This is a genomic window from Paenibacillus sp. FJAT-26967 (assembly GCF_001541095.1).
Taxonomy (GTDB): Bacteria; Bacillota; Bacilli; order Paenibacillales; family NBRC-103111; genus Paenibacillus_F.
Map to the genome: position 1 here is coordinate 1 of NZ_LMXH01000008.1, position 14,272 is coordinate 14,272.

17 protein-coding genes, 1 rRNA gene and 1 riboswitch are annotated in these 14,272 nt (G+C 47.8%); all 18 genes read left to right on the forward strand.

Features of this window, described 5'->3' with window-relative positions:
* Positions 1–234 precede the first annotated feature (234 nt).
* A 5S ribosomal RNA gene (rrf, locus tag AR333_RS21305) occupies positions 235–351 on the forward strand.
* Between the two features lie 212 nt (positions 352–563).
* Positions 564–1,136: a manganese efflux pump gene (locus AR333_RS21310; protein WP_068777391.1), complete on the forward strand. Its 573-nt coding sequence runs from the start codon at positions 564–566 to the stop codon at positions 1,134–1,136.
* A gap of 112 nt (positions 1,137–1,248) precedes the next feature.
* Positions 1,249–1,830 (forward strand): low molecular weight protein arginine phosphatase, encoded by a 582-nt coding sequence (locus AR333_RS21315; RefSeq protein WP_068777392.1) that lies wholly within the window; start codon positions 1,249–1,251, stop codon positions 1,828–1,830.
* A 179-nt stretch (positions 1,831–2,009) separates the two neighbouring features.
* Positions 2,010–2,090, forward strand: a riboswitch (ZMP/ZTP riboswitch).
* Between the two features lie 152 nt (positions 2,091–2,242).
* A complete protein-coding gene (gene rpiB, locus AR333_RS21320; RefSeq protein ID WP_068777393.1) occupies positions 2,243–2,701 on the forward strand; it encodes a ribose 5-phosphate isomerase B in 459 nt (152 codons plus the stop codon).
* Positions 2,702–2,719: 18 nt separating this feature from the next.
* Complete coding sequence (locus AR333_RS21325; RefSeq protein WP_068777394.1) at positions 2,720–3,370, forward strand: TIGR01440 family protein; 651 nt, start codon at positions 2,720–2,722, stop codon at positions 3,368–3,370.
* 84 nt (positions 3,371–3,454) lie between these two features.
* Positions 3,455–4,705 carry a serine hydroxymethyltransferase gene (gene glyA, locus AR333_RS21330; RefSeq protein ID WP_068777395.1) on the forward strand — a complete coding sequence of 417 codons (1,251 nt, stop codon included), beginning with the start codon at positions 3,455–3,457 and terminating at the stop codon, positions 4,703–4,705.
* A gap of 251 nt (positions 4,706–4,956) precedes the next feature.
* A complete protein-coding gene (upp, locus tag AR333_RS21335; RefSeq protein WP_068777396.1) occupies positions 4,957–5,586 on the forward strand; it encodes a uracil phosphoribosyltransferase in 630 nt (209 codons plus the stop codon).
* A gap of 22 nt (positions 5,587–5,608) precedes the next feature.
* Positions 5,609–6,745 carry a non-hydrolyzing UDP-N-acetylglucosamine 2-epimerase gene (gene wecB / locus AR333_RS21340; protein WP_068777397.1) on the forward strand — a complete coding sequence of 379 codons (1,137 nt, stop codon included), beginning with the start codon at positions 5,609–5,611 and terminating at the stop codon, positions 6,743–6,745.
* A 196-nt stretch (positions 6,746–6,941) separates the two neighbouring features.
* On the forward strand, positions 6,942–7,175 hold the full coding sequence (locus AR333_RS21345) for an AtpZ/AtpI family protein (RefSeq protein ID WP_068777398.1): 234 nt from the start codon (positions 6,942–6,944) through the stop codon (positions 7,173–7,175).
* Positions 7,168–7,536: an ATP synthase subunit I gene (locus tag AR333_RS21350; protein WP_068777399.1), complete on the forward strand. Its 369-nt coding sequence runs from the start codon at positions 7,168–7,170 to the stop codon at positions 7,534–7,536. Before AR333_RS21345 ends, AR333_RS21350 begins: the two co-directional genes overlap by 8 nt.
* A 26-nt stretch (positions 7,537–7,562) precedes the next feature.
* Entirely contained in the window at positions 7,563–8,339 is a 777-nt protein-coding gene (gene atpB / locus AR333_RS21355; RefSeq protein ID WP_068777400.1) for a F0F1 ATP synthase subunit A, read from the forward strand.
* 113 nt (positions 8,340–8,452) lie between these two features.
* Positions 8,453–8,665: a F0F1 ATP synthase subunit C gene (gene atpE / locus AR333_RS21360; RefSeq protein ID WP_068777401.1), complete on the forward strand. Its 213-nt coding sequence runs from the start codon at positions 8,453–8,455 to the stop codon at positions 8,663–8,665.
* A 106-nt stretch (positions 8,666–8,771) separates the two neighbouring features.
* Positions 8,772–9,257, forward strand: a complete 486-nt coding sequence (gene atpF / locus AR333_RS21365; RefSeq protein WP_068777402.1) for a F0F1 ATP synthase subunit B — start codon at positions 8,772–8,774, stop codon at positions 9,255–9,257.
* Positions 9,254–9,802, forward strand: coding sequence for a F0F1 ATP synthase subunit delta (locus AR333_RS21370; protein WP_068777403.1), 549 nt, complete (start codon positions 9,254–9,256; stop codon positions 9,800–9,802). The genes atpF and AR333_RS21370 overlap by 4 nt, the downstream gene beginning before the upstream one ends.
* Positions 9,803–9,818: 16 nt before the next feature.
* On the forward strand, positions 9,819–11,333 hold the full coding sequence (gene atpA, locus AR333_RS21375; protein ID WP_068777404.1) for a F0F1 ATP synthase subunit alpha: 1,515 nt from the start codon (positions 9,819–9,821) through the stop codon (positions 11,331–11,333).
* A 48-nt stretch (positions 11,334–11,381) separates the two neighbouring features.
* Positions 11,382–12,245, forward strand: coding sequence for an ATP synthase F1 subunit gamma (gene atpG / locus AR333_RS21380; RefSeq protein WP_068777405.1), 864 nt, complete (start codon positions 11,382–11,384; stop codon positions 12,243–12,245).
* A 43-nt stretch (positions 12,246–12,288) separates the two neighbouring features.
* The gene (gene atpD / locus AR333_RS21385) at positions 12,289–13,698 is read left to right on the forward strand and encodes a F0F1 ATP synthase subunit beta (RefSeq protein WP_068777406.1); all 1,410 of its coding nucleotides are present in this window, start codon (positions 12,289–12,291) and stop codon (positions 13,696–13,698) included.
* Between the two features lie 131 nt (positions 13,699–13,829).
* Positions 13,830–14,234: a F0F1 ATP synthase subunit epsilon gene (locus AR333_RS21390; protein ID WP_068777407.1), complete on the forward strand. Its 405-nt coding sequence runs from the start codon at positions 13,830–13,832 to the stop codon at positions 14,232–14,234.
* Positions 14,235–14,272 lie beyond the last annotated feature (38 nt).

Below are 14,272 nucleotides of genomic sequence, written 5' to 3' on the forward strand. Positions count from 1 at the left end.
CACAGCAATGTGTGGAGCTGACCAATACTAATCGGTCGAGGGCTTGACCTACAGGTCTTTACGCGAGTAGAGGCCAACATCGGAAGCATGGCCTATGGCTGTGCACCACAAGATCTTTGGATGGATCTCATACATCTTTCGCTGCTAGTTTTCAGGGTACAACCCTGCTATGAGTAGTATGTCCGCAAGGAGATGCTGCGATTTTCGAAGTCTCTAACACTTCGGAACATCCTGTTTGGTGACGATGGCGGAAGGGAACCACGCGTACCCATCCCGAACACGACCGTTAAGCCTTCCAGCGCCGATGGTACTTGGACCGCAGGGTCCTGGGAGAGTAGGACGTTGCCAAGCAATAAAGTAGTTAACAGACTGTTGCATAGTGAATTCACTGTGCAACAGTCTGTTTCGTTATTTAATGTTTGTTTTTTATTATTTTTTTAAAAGCATAAAGTAAAGGGGCTACCAATTTATCCTGAGAATACTTAGGATGGAATGATCTTCAAGCATGATTCAAAGTTTGTCCGCATATCTTGAGAAAGAATATGTGGACAGGGGGAAATTCCATGATGGCGTTGCTGAACGCGTCACCCGTTGCGTGGGGCCAGATGCTGACTATTTTGATTATGGCTGTAGCACTCGGGTTCGATGCGTTTTCTTTGGGAATAGGTATAGGGATGAGAGGCATACGATATCGGCATATTTTAAAAATCAGTATCGTCATCGGGTTATTCCATATCGTAATGCCTTTACTGGGAATGTACGCAGGCAGCTATCTGGGTGTTCTTCTTGGACATGTTGCTGTAGCTGCAGGGGGAGGACTGCTTATATTACTCGGTTCTCATATGGTATACAGCTCTGTGCGTGGAGAAGATAGTGCAGCATTTAACCACAATACCTTTTGGGGAATGATTCTTTTTGCTCTGAGTGTAAGTGTCGATTCCTTCTCGGTTGGAGTATCACTTGGAATTTTTGCGACAGACATAGTCATGACTGTTTTGCTTTTTGGACTTCTGGGTGGAGGTATGTCTATACTAGGGTTAGTACTCGGGCGTCACGTTGGAAGCTGGATCGGGGAATACGGAGAGGCACTGGGCGGTGTGATATTGTTCCTGTTCGGTTTGAAATTTCTTCTCTAAGGCACCCTGTTATTTGAAATTTACGTTACAATAATTTGTATCAACCATAAATCTAAGGGGTTACAAATAGATAAGAATCATAACTCGTCCATATCAAAGGAGGTTGTTAATCATGAAACATATTCTGTTTGTATGCACAGGGAATACATGCCGAAGTCCTCTTGCGGAAGGTATGCTAAAACAATTGGCCGGGCAGGAAAATCTGGAGATTCATATTCGTTCTGCAGGTGTTTACGCCAATGATGGGAGTCCAATATCGCAGCAATCATCCTCGGTGTTACGGGAAAAAGGCTGTGAGGCATCGATAACCAGCAGACTATTGGGAATTCAAGAGGTAAAGTGGGCAGATCTCATCTTAACGATGACCAACGAGCATAAACGCGGCGTGGTTCAACGATTTCCAGAGGCAGCAGGTAAGACTTTTTCGCTTAAAGAATATGTAGAGGACGACCCGTCAGTACTAGCCGCTGTACAAGAGCATGAGCAGTTAATCGCAGAAGTTCAAGTCAAGGTGGCTCTATCCGAACCTATTACTCAGGAAGAAAAAAGTCAACTCCTTCTATTGGAAAGGCAGCTTCCCGTTTATGATATATCGGATCCTTACGGAGGTTCTTTGTCTGTGTATCGCAGAACGGCTGCAGAGATTGAAGAAGCGCTGCTCAAGCTAATTAGCCAGCTAAAGAAGAATAGATAGCAGATAGGTGAATTGGTGCACACAAAGATGCAACCCACCGTTTCCCCCTTGGGGCTGTTAATTAAAAACTGTGCTTCAAATGAGCATAAATACGAACATTAACGAGTAATTCCTATAAAATGTTCATGATTTCGGGCTTTACAGCTCTTCGTGGATGCGTTAAGATAAAGGTATCATTTAAGACCCGGTGTAACTGGCGACAAGTGGGTGTAACCACAATGGAGCATCGGGATATACGGCCGGTCGCCTGGGCAAAAGAGCAGTGCATGCGTATTTACGCGTGTCATGCTCTTTTTTTCATACCATTTCCTTGCAGCTAATGTCGGATACTAGCTTATTTTCGCTCCGGCGTGTCGGTTTGGGGTATAATAAAGCCAAACGCATATTTATTTCCATCCGAGGAGGAATCGTTATGAAAATAGCAATTGGCGCCGATCACGCCGGATACCGGCTTAAAGATGTTATCGTTCCTTATTTAGAATCACTGGGTCATGAAATCACGGATGTAGGCTGCAACTGCGATCAATCTGTGGATTACCCGGATTACGCTGTGCCTGTGTGTGATCTTGTACTGGCTGGTAAGGCAGACAAGGGCATATTGATTTGTGGGACGGGAATCGGCATGACGATCGCAGCCAACAAGTTCCCAGGCATCCGCTGCGCGCTTGTACATGACATGTTCTCGGCGAAAGCGACACGCGAGCATAATGATACGAATGTGTTAGCGATGGGCGAACGTGTAGTCGGACCGGGGGTTGCTCAGGAAATCGTTAAGATTTGGCTGGAAACTGAGTTTTCAAACGGTGAACGTCATGAGAACCGTTTAAGCAAGGTAAAACTTCTTGAAGAGAAATATACGATTCATCCTTAAAGGAAGCGGTGAGATCGTATGAGCTCAGAACAACAAAAGATGTTGGATGGAATCGGCCCGGCTGTTGAGACGAATTTCCGCGCATTAATTGAAGCAGGCGGTTTACGTTCGGGCCAGATCGTGGTTATCGGCACTTCGACGAGCGAAGTGCGTGGGCAAAGAATCGGCACTTCCGGTACTCCGGAAGCTGCCGAGCGGATCTATGCGGCAGCAGCCCGCGTGGCCGCCGAGCATGGCCTGTGGCTCGCATTCCAATGCTGCGAGCACTTAAACCGCGCTCTCGTCATAGAAGAGGCGCTGCTGGAGAAACTGCCGTCCCTCGAAGAAGTGAGGGTCGTCCCGGTTCCTAAAGCCGGCGGCTCAATGGCGGCTCACGCCTATCAGCACATGGCGCGTCCCTGCGTTGTGGAGGAAATCGCGGCGCATGCCGGAATTGACATCGGCGATACGCTCATCGGTATGCATCTCCGCCGGGTCGCTGTACCGGTACGGCCGCCTGTGCCCCGGGTTGGCGAAGCCCATGTGACGATGGCTTACACACGCCCCAAACTAATCGGCGGGCCTCGCGCAGTTTACGAATTATATTCAGAGGGAAATGACTCGGGTAAAGCAGAATCATCCTCTAAGAGCTACTCCTATGCTGCCAAAGATAGCGATGCCTGTGAGTAATGAGGCTAAGAGTGAATGACCTGATTGAGCAATAAGAAATTGTAATGAATACTGAGATCTTAATCCATGGGAGGTATTTTGGAAATGGTAGAATTCTTACGTAAACAGGACCCTAAAATTGTAGAAGCGATGAACTTGGAGCTTGGGCGTCAACGTGACAAAATCGAACTGATTGCATCTGAGAACTTTGTCAGCGAGGCTGTTCTTGAAGCGATGGGAACTGTCTTGACGAACAAATATGCGGAAGGCTATCCAAACAAACGTTACTACGGCGGATGTGAATACGTAGATATCGTGGAAGATATCGCTCGTGACCGTGCAAAAGAACTTTTCGGTGCTGAGCATGCCAACGTACAACCTCACTCTGGTGCACAAGCAAACATGGCTGTTTACCTCGCAGCTTTGAAGCCTGGTGATACCGTTCTGGGTATGAACCTTGCACACGGCGGTCACTTGACTCACGGCAGCCCGGTTAACGCATCCGGTATTCTTTATAATTTCGTTGCTTACGGTGTAAGCGAGAAAGATTCCCGCATTGATTATGAAGACGTGCGCAAAGCGGCTTTCAAACATAGACCTCGGATGATCGTTGCGGGTGCAAGCGCATATCCGCGCGTAATCGACTTCGAGAAACTGGCTCAGATCGCTGATGAAGTCGGTGCCCTGTTCATGGTCGATATGGCTCATATCGCGGGCCTTGTTGCAGCAGGTCTTCACCCGAATCCGGTGCCTCATGCACATTTCGTTACGACTACAACGCACAAAACACTCCGTGGACCTCGCGGCGGTATGATCTTGTGCCGTAAAGCATGGGCAGCTGCTATCGATAAAGCTGTGTTTCCAGGCTCCCAGGGCGGACCCCTAATGCACATTATCGCAGCAAAAGCGGTAGCTCTGGGCGAAGCTCTTCAAGCGGATTTTAAAACATACGGTCAAAACGTAATTGACAACGCGAAAACTCTTGCAGAAGGCTTAGCGGCAGAAGGCATCGATCTCGTTTCCGGCGGAACAGACAACCACCTTATTCTGATCGACCTTCGTAACCTGAACATCACAGGTAAAGATGCTGAACATCTGCTCGATGAAGTCGGAGTTACGGTGAACAAGAATGCTATTCCTTTCGACCCGACCAGTCCGTTTGTAACAAGTGGTGTCCGCATTGGTACACCTGCAGCGACTTCCCGCGGTATGGGCAGCGATGCAATGAAGAAGATCGCGAAAATTATCGCGCTTACGCTCAAAAATCCATCTGACACTGCTGTTCATGAGCAGGTTCGCGGCCTGGTTAAAGACGTGACTTCCCAATATCCGCTCTACAAAGGTCTCGAGTATTAATAACAATATTCGTGTGGAATATAAATGAATACAGTTAGTTGCTTTTATTTAAATAGAAACTAATATAAAGTTACTTGAGGAACCCTATAGGGTTCCTTTTTTTAGGAAATAAAATTGCTATGTAATTTTAAATATGTAAGTTCTTGTAATAGATCACAGTGCTTTTTGGGGAGGATATCTAAAGAGACATATGATATAATAAACAGGGTTTATGGGAAAGTCAGCGAGATCGAAATTCGGGAGGAAATACTATGAGTAAGGTGTTCATTTGCGATCACCCTTTGATTCAGCACAAACTTACATACATTAGAGACGTAAATACGAAAACCAAGGATTTCCGCGAGCTGGTTGACGAAGTTGCAACTTTGATGGCTTATGAAATTACACGTGACATTCAACTAGAGAATATTCAGGTTAAGACGCCAGTGGCAACTGCTGATTGCCGCATTATTTCTGGCCGCATGCTGGGTATTATTCCGATTCTGCGTGCAGGACTGGGTATGGTAGACGGGATTCTGAACTTGATTCCTGCCGCTAAAGTGGGACACATCGGACTGTACAGGGATCCGGAAACACTTCAGCCGGTGGAATACTATGCTAAGCTGCCTACCGATGTACAGGAGCGCGAGCTGATAGTCGTTGATCCGATGCTGGCTACAGGCGGTTCCGCTAATGCGGCGATCACTGCCTTGAAGAACAGAGATTGCCACCAGATTAAGCTGATGTGTCTGATCGCTGCTCCAGAAGGCATTGAAGCTGTTCAGAAAGCACACCCGGATATCGATATCTATGTTGCGGCAATTGATGATTATTTGGATGACCACGGGTACATTATTCCCGGCCTTGGAGACGCAGGTGACCGGTTATTTGGCACGAAATAAGAGGTAGGAGGACTTTAGTCCAATGAAAAAGTTGAAAGTCATTACGATTTTCGGTACAAGACCGGAAGCCATTAAGATGGCTCCGCTTATTCTCGAACTTCAAAAGCATCCCGAATCTATTGAATCACTTGTAGCCGTAACGGCACAGCACCGTCAAATTCTGGATCAGGTTCTGGAGATTTTTAGAATCCAGCCCGATTTTGACCTTAACGTAATGAAGGATCGCCAGACTCTAAATGAGGTAACGATCCGTGTCCTCCAAGGACTGGAGCCTGTTTTTAGCGAAGCAAAGCCGGACTTGATTCTAGTGCATGGGGACACGCTGACGACATTCCTGGCGAGCTATGCTGCCTTCTTACAGCAGATTAAGGTAGGTCATGTAGAGGCGGGACTCCGTACATGGAATAAGATGTCCCCGTATCCGGAGGAAATGAATCGTCAGCTGACCGGGGTTCTTGCAGACCTGCACTTTGCTCCAACCGAATGGTCGGCGGGCAATTTGCGCAGAGAGAACAAGTCAGAAAGCTCGATTTATGTGACCGGGAATACGGTAACGGATGTATTCCAATACACGATTAAGAAGGACTTCAAACATCCGGTTTTGGATTGGGCGCAAGGTAAGCGTCTTATCCTAATGACTGCACACCGCAGGGAATCGCAGGGTGAGCCTCACCGCCAAATCTTTAACGCGGTCAAGCGGATTGCCGATGAGTTTGACGATGTGGCTATTGTTTATCCGGTCCATCCAAGCCCGGCTGTTAAAGAGCCCGCATACGAAATTCTTGGAAATCATCCGAGAATCAAACTGATTGAACCGCTGGATGTATTCGAACTGCATAATTTCTATCCGCATACGTATATGATTCTGACTGATTCCGGCGGACTTCAGGAAGAAGCTCCGACTTTTGGCGTTCCGGCTCTGGTACTACGCGATACGACAGAGCGGCCAGAGGGCGTTGAAGCGGGCACATTGGAGTTAGTCGGTACGGATGGGCAGAAGGTATACGATCGTACACGCGCGCTTCTGACGGATGCACAGACCTATGATCGGATGAAACAAGCTGCCAACCCTTATGGGGACGGACAAGCTTCGCGAAGAATTGTACAGGGAATTCTGCATCATTTTGGATATGAAGCTGACAGACCGGACTCGTTCTGATGTATTTTTTCTAACATTGTGACGATGCTATGACAAAGGTCACAGCATACAGTTGTACTGTTTGGTTTTATTTGTCTGAAACCCTTGATATATAAGGGTTCTTGCGAATGAGTTCACGAAAATTTTGATTTTGTTCGAATTGACAAACTAGACTTTGCTCCGATACAATATATGAGGATTGATAGGGGTCAAAGCCATGAATAACAAAGGAAATCGCGATAATCCTTGGAAAGCTGCCGGAATGGTAGGGGCCATCGGGATTGATATCGCCTTCTGTATGATTGCCGGTTATGCTATCGCTACCTATCTGGTGAACCGTTTCGGCGGTTCTAAGGCTTGGATCGCGGGCGGTTTGATGATCGGTCTCTTCGTCGGAATCGTATCCGTTGTCATGTTGCTCAAGAAGTTTTTGGAGGAATCCGATGAATGACCTGCTTAAAACCGCATTACGCATAACGCTTTTTGTATTGGCTGCAAGTATTCTAATTTGGGCTGCATACCCACCCTTGCGTACAATTACTGCAGGGCTGACTATGGGCGCCGTTGCAAGCGGAATCAATGCCCTGCTGCTTCAACGCAGAGTCGATATGATCGGCAGAACCATTGCAGAGCAAGGCGTTCAGCGTACGAGCCTAGGTTTTATGAGCCGGCTGGCAACTGTGCTACTTGCTGTTATGTTTGCGCTTAAATTTCCACAACACCTCGATATCGTCTCAACCATCATTGGTTGCTTTTTGGTACCATTCTTTATTTTGCTAGTCGGTATTACAAAACGACAACACAAACCGTAATGCATGGAAAGGGGTGAAAATGAAAAATGCATGAGTTTCCCGTGCTACATTTTAACAACGGAATAGATATTGATATTTCCACTTTCTTTGCTATTACCGTTACATGTTTGGTTGTGTTTATTCTCGCCCGTCTATCCGTACGTAATCTGTCGGTCGATAAACCTTCCAAGATGCAGAACTTTATGGAGTGGGTACTTGAGTTTGTCCACAATACGGTTGCTAGCACCATGCCACTGAGCAAAGCTAAGACATATGTTTCGCTCGGTATGACACTGATCATGTTCATCTTCGTTGCCAACCTGCTAGGTCTTCCGTTTGGTATTGTAACGGATCATACAGAAGAGTTCAGTTTATTTGGCCAAAGCGTTCTATCGGATGCTCGCATTCATGAACTGCATGACCAGGGCAAGCACGCTTCAATCGCTTGGTGGAAATCGCCTACAGCCGATCTTTCCGTAACTTCAGCGCTTGCCATTATGGTGTTTGTAATGACTAACACCCTTGGCTTGACACGTAACACTAAGCACTACCTGAAACACTATATTGAACCGTTCTGGTTCTTCCTGCCGCTGAACATTATTAAAGAGCTTTCCAAGCCTTTGACGCTTGCTCTTCGTTTGTTCGCGAATATTTTCGCCGGCGAGGTTTTGATCTCCACCATCTTAATGCTAGGTGTCGTTGGGGTACCGCTTCTTGCCATCTGGCAGGGCTTCAGTATCTTCGTAGGCGCCATTCAGGCATTCTTGTTCACAATTCTTACCATGGTTTACATTTCCCAAGCCAGTGTTCATGAAGAACACTAACGATCGGCATGCAAGTCTTTGCAGGTTGAAGTTCGGTTAATTTAGCGCTAGGCGCGGGATCATAATACACACAATAAGGTTAAAAAACCCATTTTCTGAGGAGGAAATTTTTCATGGAATTCCTAGCAGCAGCATTAGCAATTGGTTTGGGCGCACTTGGCGCGGGTATCGGTAACGGTCTGATCGTAAGCAAAACAGTAGAAGGTATCGCTCGTCAACCAGAACTTCGTGGCACGCTTCAAACAACTATGTTTATCGGTGTTGGTATCGTCGAGGTTGTTCCGATTATCGGTGTCGTACTTGGCTTCCTGATTTTCTTCAGCTAATTCATATTGACTCGGTTGGGCGGGGAAGGCCTGAGCCATCCGCGCCTTCGTTGTGAATTAGGATTGTAGGATCGCCAGCACACAGATACGGAAAGGAGTGACTCGAATGGCTTGGAATTGGGAATCTTTTGTATTCGCGCTTGTCGCCTTCGGGATTTTATATTGGCTGCTAAGCAAGTATGCATTTGGGCCATTAATGGCTACGATGGAAGAGCGCAGAAAGCTGATAGCTGAGCAAATGAACTCGGCGGACGCTAACCGTGCTCAAGCTGAGCAGATGCTCGCAGAGCAGAAGCAGGTTATCCAGGATGCTCGTAAAGAAGCATATCAAATGATCGAGCAAGCTAAACAAACGAGCTCCAAGCAAGCGGAAGAGATCGTTGATAAAGCAAAATCCGAAGCGGATCGTGTGAAAGAAGAAGCAATCCGTGAAATCGATAGCGAGAAAAACAAAGCGGTTGCGGCTCTGCGCGGTCAAGTTAGCGCTATGTCCGTTATGATCGCTTCCAAAATTATTGAAAAGCAAGTGGACGAAAAGTCGCAGGAAGAATTGGTGAACCATTACCTTAATGAGGTAGGGGGACAAAAATGAGTGACATCGTTGTAGCGAAAAGATATGCGAGAGCACTTTTTGAGGCGGCGAAAGAGCAGAGTGCGGTCGCTCAAGTCGAAACCGAATTGAACGAAGTTGTTCAGACAGTTCAGAATCATGCGGAGCTCCGCAAAGTACTGGATCATCCGAACATCGACGTACCTGCGAAACGCCAGCTCATGTCAAGCATCTTTGCGGGTCGGCTGTCGCCGCTCGTTCTGAATATAATTAATCTTCTGATTGATAGAAGACGTCAATCTCTGCTTCCTATTGTACTTTCCGACTTTGTTCAGATTTCCAACGAGTCGCTTGGCCAAGCTGACGCGACGGTATATACCGCGCTGCCGCTGACGGAAGCACAGGTTAAGGAAATTGCAGAACAGTTTAGCCGGATGACTGGCAAGCAAATTCGTGTACAGACGGTAATCGACCCGAGCCTTCTTGGCGGCATTACCGTTCGGATCGGTGACCGTCTCTACGACGGTAGTTTGGCAGGCAAACTCGAACGTTTGGAAAAATCACTGAAACAAGCTCAAGCAATGTAGATAGGGGTGAGGTTCGTTGAGTATCAGACCTGATGAAATCAGTACGCTGATTAAGCAGCAAATCGAAAATTATACAGCAGATCTGCAGGTCGTGGAAGTTGGTACGGTTATCAGTATTGGTGACGGTATCGCACGTGTTCACGGTTTGGATAACGTCATGGCCGGTGAGCTTCTCGAGTTCGCCAATGGCGTTGTCGGAATGGCGCAGAACCTGGAAGAGAACAATGTAGGTATTATCATCCTGGGACCTTACTCGGATATCCGTGAAGGCGACCAAGTGAAACGTACAGGACGCATCATGCAGGTTCCTGTAGGCGAAGCGCTGCTAGGCCGCGTTGTTAACGCACTAGGCCAACCGGTGGATGGAAGAGGACCGATTGAAGCTGCAAGCTTCCGTCCGATCGAATCCCCGGCACCGGGCGTTATGGCCCGTAAATCCGTACACGAGCCAATGCAGACGGGTATCAAGGCAATCGATGCGCTTGTACCAATCGGCCGCGGTCAACGTGAGTTGATCATTGGTGACCGTCAAACGGGTAAAACCGCGATTGCAATGGATACGATTATTAACCAAAAAGGCAACGGAGTAAAATGTATCTACGTTGCAATTGGTCAAAAACAATCTACCGTTGCTAACGTAGTAGAAACTCTTCGCCGTAACGGCGCACTTGATTACACAATCGTTGTAACGGCAAGTGCTTCTGAACCGGCTCCACTGCTCTTCCTGGCTCCTTATGCAGGCTGTGCAATGGGTGAGTACTTTATGTACAAAGGCGAGCATGTCCTGATCGTTTATGATGATCTGTCCAAGCAAGCCGCTGCTTACCGTGAGTTGTCCCTTTTGCTCCGCCGTCCACCAGGTCGGGAAGCATATCCGGGTGACGTTTTCTACCTTCACTCCCGTTTGCTCGAGCGTGCTGCAAAGCTGAACGACGAATTGGGCGGTGGTTCCATTACGGCGCTTCCATTCATTGAAACTCAAGCGAGTGACGTTTCCGCGTACATTCCAACGAACGTTATTTCGATTACCGACGGTCAAATCTTCTTGGAGTCTGACTTGTTCTATTCCGGTCAGCGCCCAGCGATTAACGTAGGTATCTCGGTATCTCGTGTAGGTAGTTCCGCGCAGGTAAAGGCAATGAAGAAAGTTGCCGGTACCCTCAAGACTGACCTTGCACAATATCGCGAATTGGCTGCTTTCTCGCAGTTCGGTTCCGACCTTGATAAAGCAACCGTTTCCCGCCTTAACCGCGGTGAGCGTACAATGGAAATCCTTAAGCAGGGTATCAATGAGCCAATGCCGGTTGAAAAACAGGTTATTAGCATTTATGCCGCTACTAAAGGCTTCCTGGATGAACTGCCGGTGAAAGATATCGGCCGCTTCGAGAAAGAGTTCCTTTCCTACCTCGATGCTAACAAGCCTGAAATTCCAGCATCCATCCGTGATACGAAGGATATTTCCGCCGACACGGAAAAGGCGCTGGTTGCAGCTATCGAGACCTTCCTTAAAGGATTCTCGGTATCCGAATAATTATGAGAATTGTTGATTCCATAATAAAGCTGCAGGGGGTGAAACAGTATGGCTAAAGGTATACGCGAAATTAAACGGCAAATTAAGAGTAAACAAAACACCAGGCAAATCACGAAAGCAATGGAAATGGTTGCCGCTTCCAAGCTGAAAAGAGCGCAGAACAACGCGGAGGCTTCTCGCCCCTATGCGGATAAGATTCGCGAAGTTGCATTCAGCGTAGCCGCGGGCTCAAAGGGGATCCAACACCCGATGCTCCAGGTTCGTGAAGTTAAACGTACGGGATATTTGGTTCTGACTTCCGATCGTGGACTCGCTGGAGGATTCAACGCGAACGTCCTGCGTAAAGCGCTCACTACAATTCGTGCACGCCATAAATCTACAGATGAGTATGCAGTTTTCGTTGTAGGACGTAAAGGGAAGGATTTCTTCAAGCGTAGAAATATTCCTGTCTTCGATGAAGTGACGGGGTTAAGCGATTCTCCTACCTTTGCCGATATCAAGCAGCTTGCTTCTTCGGCCGTGCAGAATTTCATCGATGGCAGCTATGACGAGCTGTATGTAATCTATAATCAGTTCCACAATGCTCTTACGCAAACACCGATTGAGAAGAAGCTACTGCCTCTTGAGCAGACTGAATCCGGTGGAAATGCCATCTCTTCCTATGAATATGAACCCTCCGCCGAAGGTGTTCTGGAAGTACTGCTTCCGAAATATGCGGAAACGGTCATTTTCAGCGCCGTGCTGGAAAGCAAAGCGAGTGAATTCGGCGCGCGGATGACCGCAATGGGAAGCGCGACGAAGAATGCGTCGAAGATGATTGCAGAGCTTACACTTTCCTACAACCGTGCACGTCAGGCGGCAATCACCCAAGAAATCTCGGAAATTGTCGCTGGCGCGAACGCATTGAATTAATGCGGAATACGGATCTTAGCATTTGAGTACAGGAGGGAATACAATGAGCAAAGGACGTGTTGTTCAAGTCTTGGGCCCGGTTGTCGACATTGAGTTCGACCGCGGACATCTGCCTGAGATTCTGAACGCCATTAAAATTCAAAAAACTGCTCAAACCGCTGACCAGCAGGACAGCGAAGTGACAGTTGAAGTTGCCGTACATCTCGGTGATAATCAAGTACGTTGTGTAGCTATGGCTTCCACAGACGGACTTGTGCGTGGCATGGAAGCTATTGATACAGGAGCAGCTATTTCCGTACCAGTAGGTCCGGCTACTCTAGGCCGTGTATATAACGTACTTGGTGATCCAATCGACGGTAAAGGCCCTGCAGACCGTACTTTGACATCTCCGATCCACAGACAGGCTCCTGAGTATGTCGATCTGACGACTCAAGCTGAAATGCTCGAAACGGGTATCAAAGTAATTGACCTTCTCGCTCCTTACATGAAGGGTGGAAAGATCGGTCTCTTCGGTGGTGCGGGTGTAGGTAAAACCGTAACCATGCAGGAGCTTATTCATAACATCGCACAAGAGCACGGCGGTATTTCCGTTTTTGCTGGTGTAGGTGAAAGAACACGTGAAGGTAACGACCTTTATCACGAGATGAGTGATTCCGGCGTTATTGCAAAAACAGCGATGGTATTCGGTCAAATGAACGAACCTCCAGGCGCTCGTCTGCGTGTAGCATTGTCCGGCCTGACAATGGCTGAGTACTTCCGTGATGAGGAAGGCCGCGACGTACTTCTGTTCGTCGATAACATCTTCCGTTTCACACAAGCAGGTTCTGAGGTTTCGGCCCTTCTCGGACGTATGCCGTCCGCAGTAGGTTACCAGCCAACGCTGGCAACTGAAATGGGTCAACTGCAAGAGCGTATTACATCCACAACCAAAGGTTCCGTAACTTCGATTCAAGCGATTTACGTACCGGCGGATGACTATACGGATCCGGCTCCGGCAACTGCTTTTGCTCACTTGGACGCAACAACTAACTTGGAGCGTTCGATTGCAGCAAAAGGTATTTTCCCGGCAGTTGATCCGCTTGCATCTTCTTCCCGTATCCTGACTCCTCAGGTTGTTGGCGAAGAGCACTACGAAGTAGCGCAAGGCGTTAAGCGTCTTCTGCAGCGTTACAAAGAACTTCAGGACATTATCGCGATTCTGGGTATGGATGAGCTTAGTGAGGAAGACAAGATTGCCGTTAACCGTGCAAGACGCGTTGAGCGTTACTTGTCCCAACCACTGCACGTTGCGGAAGCGTTCAATGGTATGCCTGGACTTTACGTACCTGTTAAAGAAACAGTACGCAGCTTTAAAGAGTTGCTGGAAGGCAAGCATGATGATTTGCCAGAAGGAGCTTTCGTTAACGTGGGTTCGATTGAAGAAGCTGTTGAAAAAGCAAGAACGATGGTATAAGCAATCAGTACAAGCAGGCTCTGTCTGCCAATTCTGATTATAAGCCGAGCTAGCGGGGGAATTAATTCCCTGCAAGTGAGGCGAAGCTTACGAAGCGAACTTTCTAGCGAAAGTTCTGGGGAGGAATGAGCGTGAGTACTTTCCTATTGGAAATTGTAACTCCGGAGCGCATCGTATATACCCAGAATGTTCGCATGATCACTGTCGAGGGCGTTGACGGCCAACTGGGGATTCTTCCGAACCACATTCCGTTTGTGACACCTTTGAAAATCGCACCTGCCTCAATCAAGCTTGAGAATGGCAAGAATGAATCTGTTGCATTAAACGGAGGATTCATGGAAGTGCGTAAGGATAAGGTTGTTATACTTGCGGAGAGTGCGGAACTGCCGAGCGACATTGACATCGAACGTGCTAAAGCAGCGAAGGAACGCGCCGAGAAGCGTTTGAGCGGTAAAAAGGACGAGGCGGATTTCAAGCGCGCCGAGCTTTCACTCAAACGGGCGTTGACCCGGATCGGGGTACACGAGCACAGATAAGAATAAAGGACAGAGGACGTTGCATCAACGTTCTCTGT

Bases quoted from the DNA above. Each gene is read 5' to 3' on its own strand.
- upp (WP_068777396.1), top strand. From the start codon at position 4,957: ATGAGTAAGGTGTTCATTTGCGATCACCCTTTGATTCAGCACAAACTT.
- AR333_RS21325 (WP_068777394.1), top strand. From the start codon at position 2,720: ATGAGCTCAGAACAACAAAAGATGTTGGATGGAATCGGCCCGGCTGTT.
- atpG (WP_068777405.1), top strand. From the start codon at position 11,382: ATGGCTAAAGGTATACGCGAAATTAAACGGCAAATTAAGAGTAAACAA.
- atpB (WP_068777400.1), top strand. From the start codon at position 7,563: ATGCATGAGTTTCCCGTGCTACATTTTAACAACGGAATAGATATTGAT.
- wecB (WP_068777397.1), top strand. From the start codon at position 5,609: ATGAAAAAGTTGAAAGTCATTACGATTTTCGGTACAAGACCGGAAGCC.
- AR333_RS21310 (WP_068777391.1), top strand. From the start codon at position 564: ATGATGGCGTTGCTGAACGCGTCACCCGTTGCGTGGGGCCAGATGCTG.
- glyA (WP_068777395.1), top strand. From the start codon at position 3,455: ATGGTAGAATTCTTACGTAAACAGGACCCTAAAATTGTAGAAGCGATG.
- atpE (WP_068777401.1), top strand. From the start codon at position 8,453: ATGGAATTCCTAGCAGCAGCATTAGCAATTGGTTTGGGCGCACTTGGC.
- rpiB (WP_068777393.1), top strand. From the start codon at position 2,243: ATGAAAATAGCAATTGGCGCCGATCACGCCGGATACCGGCTTAAAGAT.
- atpF (WP_068777402.1), top strand. From the start codon at position 8,772: ATGGCTTGGAATTGGGAATCTTTTGTATTCGCGCTTGTCGCCTTCGGG.
- AR333_RS21345 (WP_068777398.1), top strand. From the start codon at position 6,942: ATGAATAACAAAGGAAATCGCGATAATCCTTGGAAAGCTGCCGGAATG.
- atpD (WP_068777406.1), top strand. From the start codon at position 12,289: ATGAGCAAAGGACGTGTTGTTCAAGTCTTGGGCCCGGTTGTCGACATT.
- AR333_RS21315 (WP_068777392.1), top strand. From the start codon at position 1,249: ATGAAACATATTCTGTTTGTATGCACAGGGAATACATGCCGAAGTCCT.
- AR333_RS21350 (WP_068777399.1), top strand. From the start codon at position 7,168: ATGAATGACCTGCTTAAAACCGCATTACGCATAACGCTTTTTGTATTG.
- AR333_RS21370 (WP_068777403.1), top strand. From the start codon at position 9,254: ATGAGTGACATCGTTGTAGCGAAAAGATATGCGAGAGCACTTTTTGAG.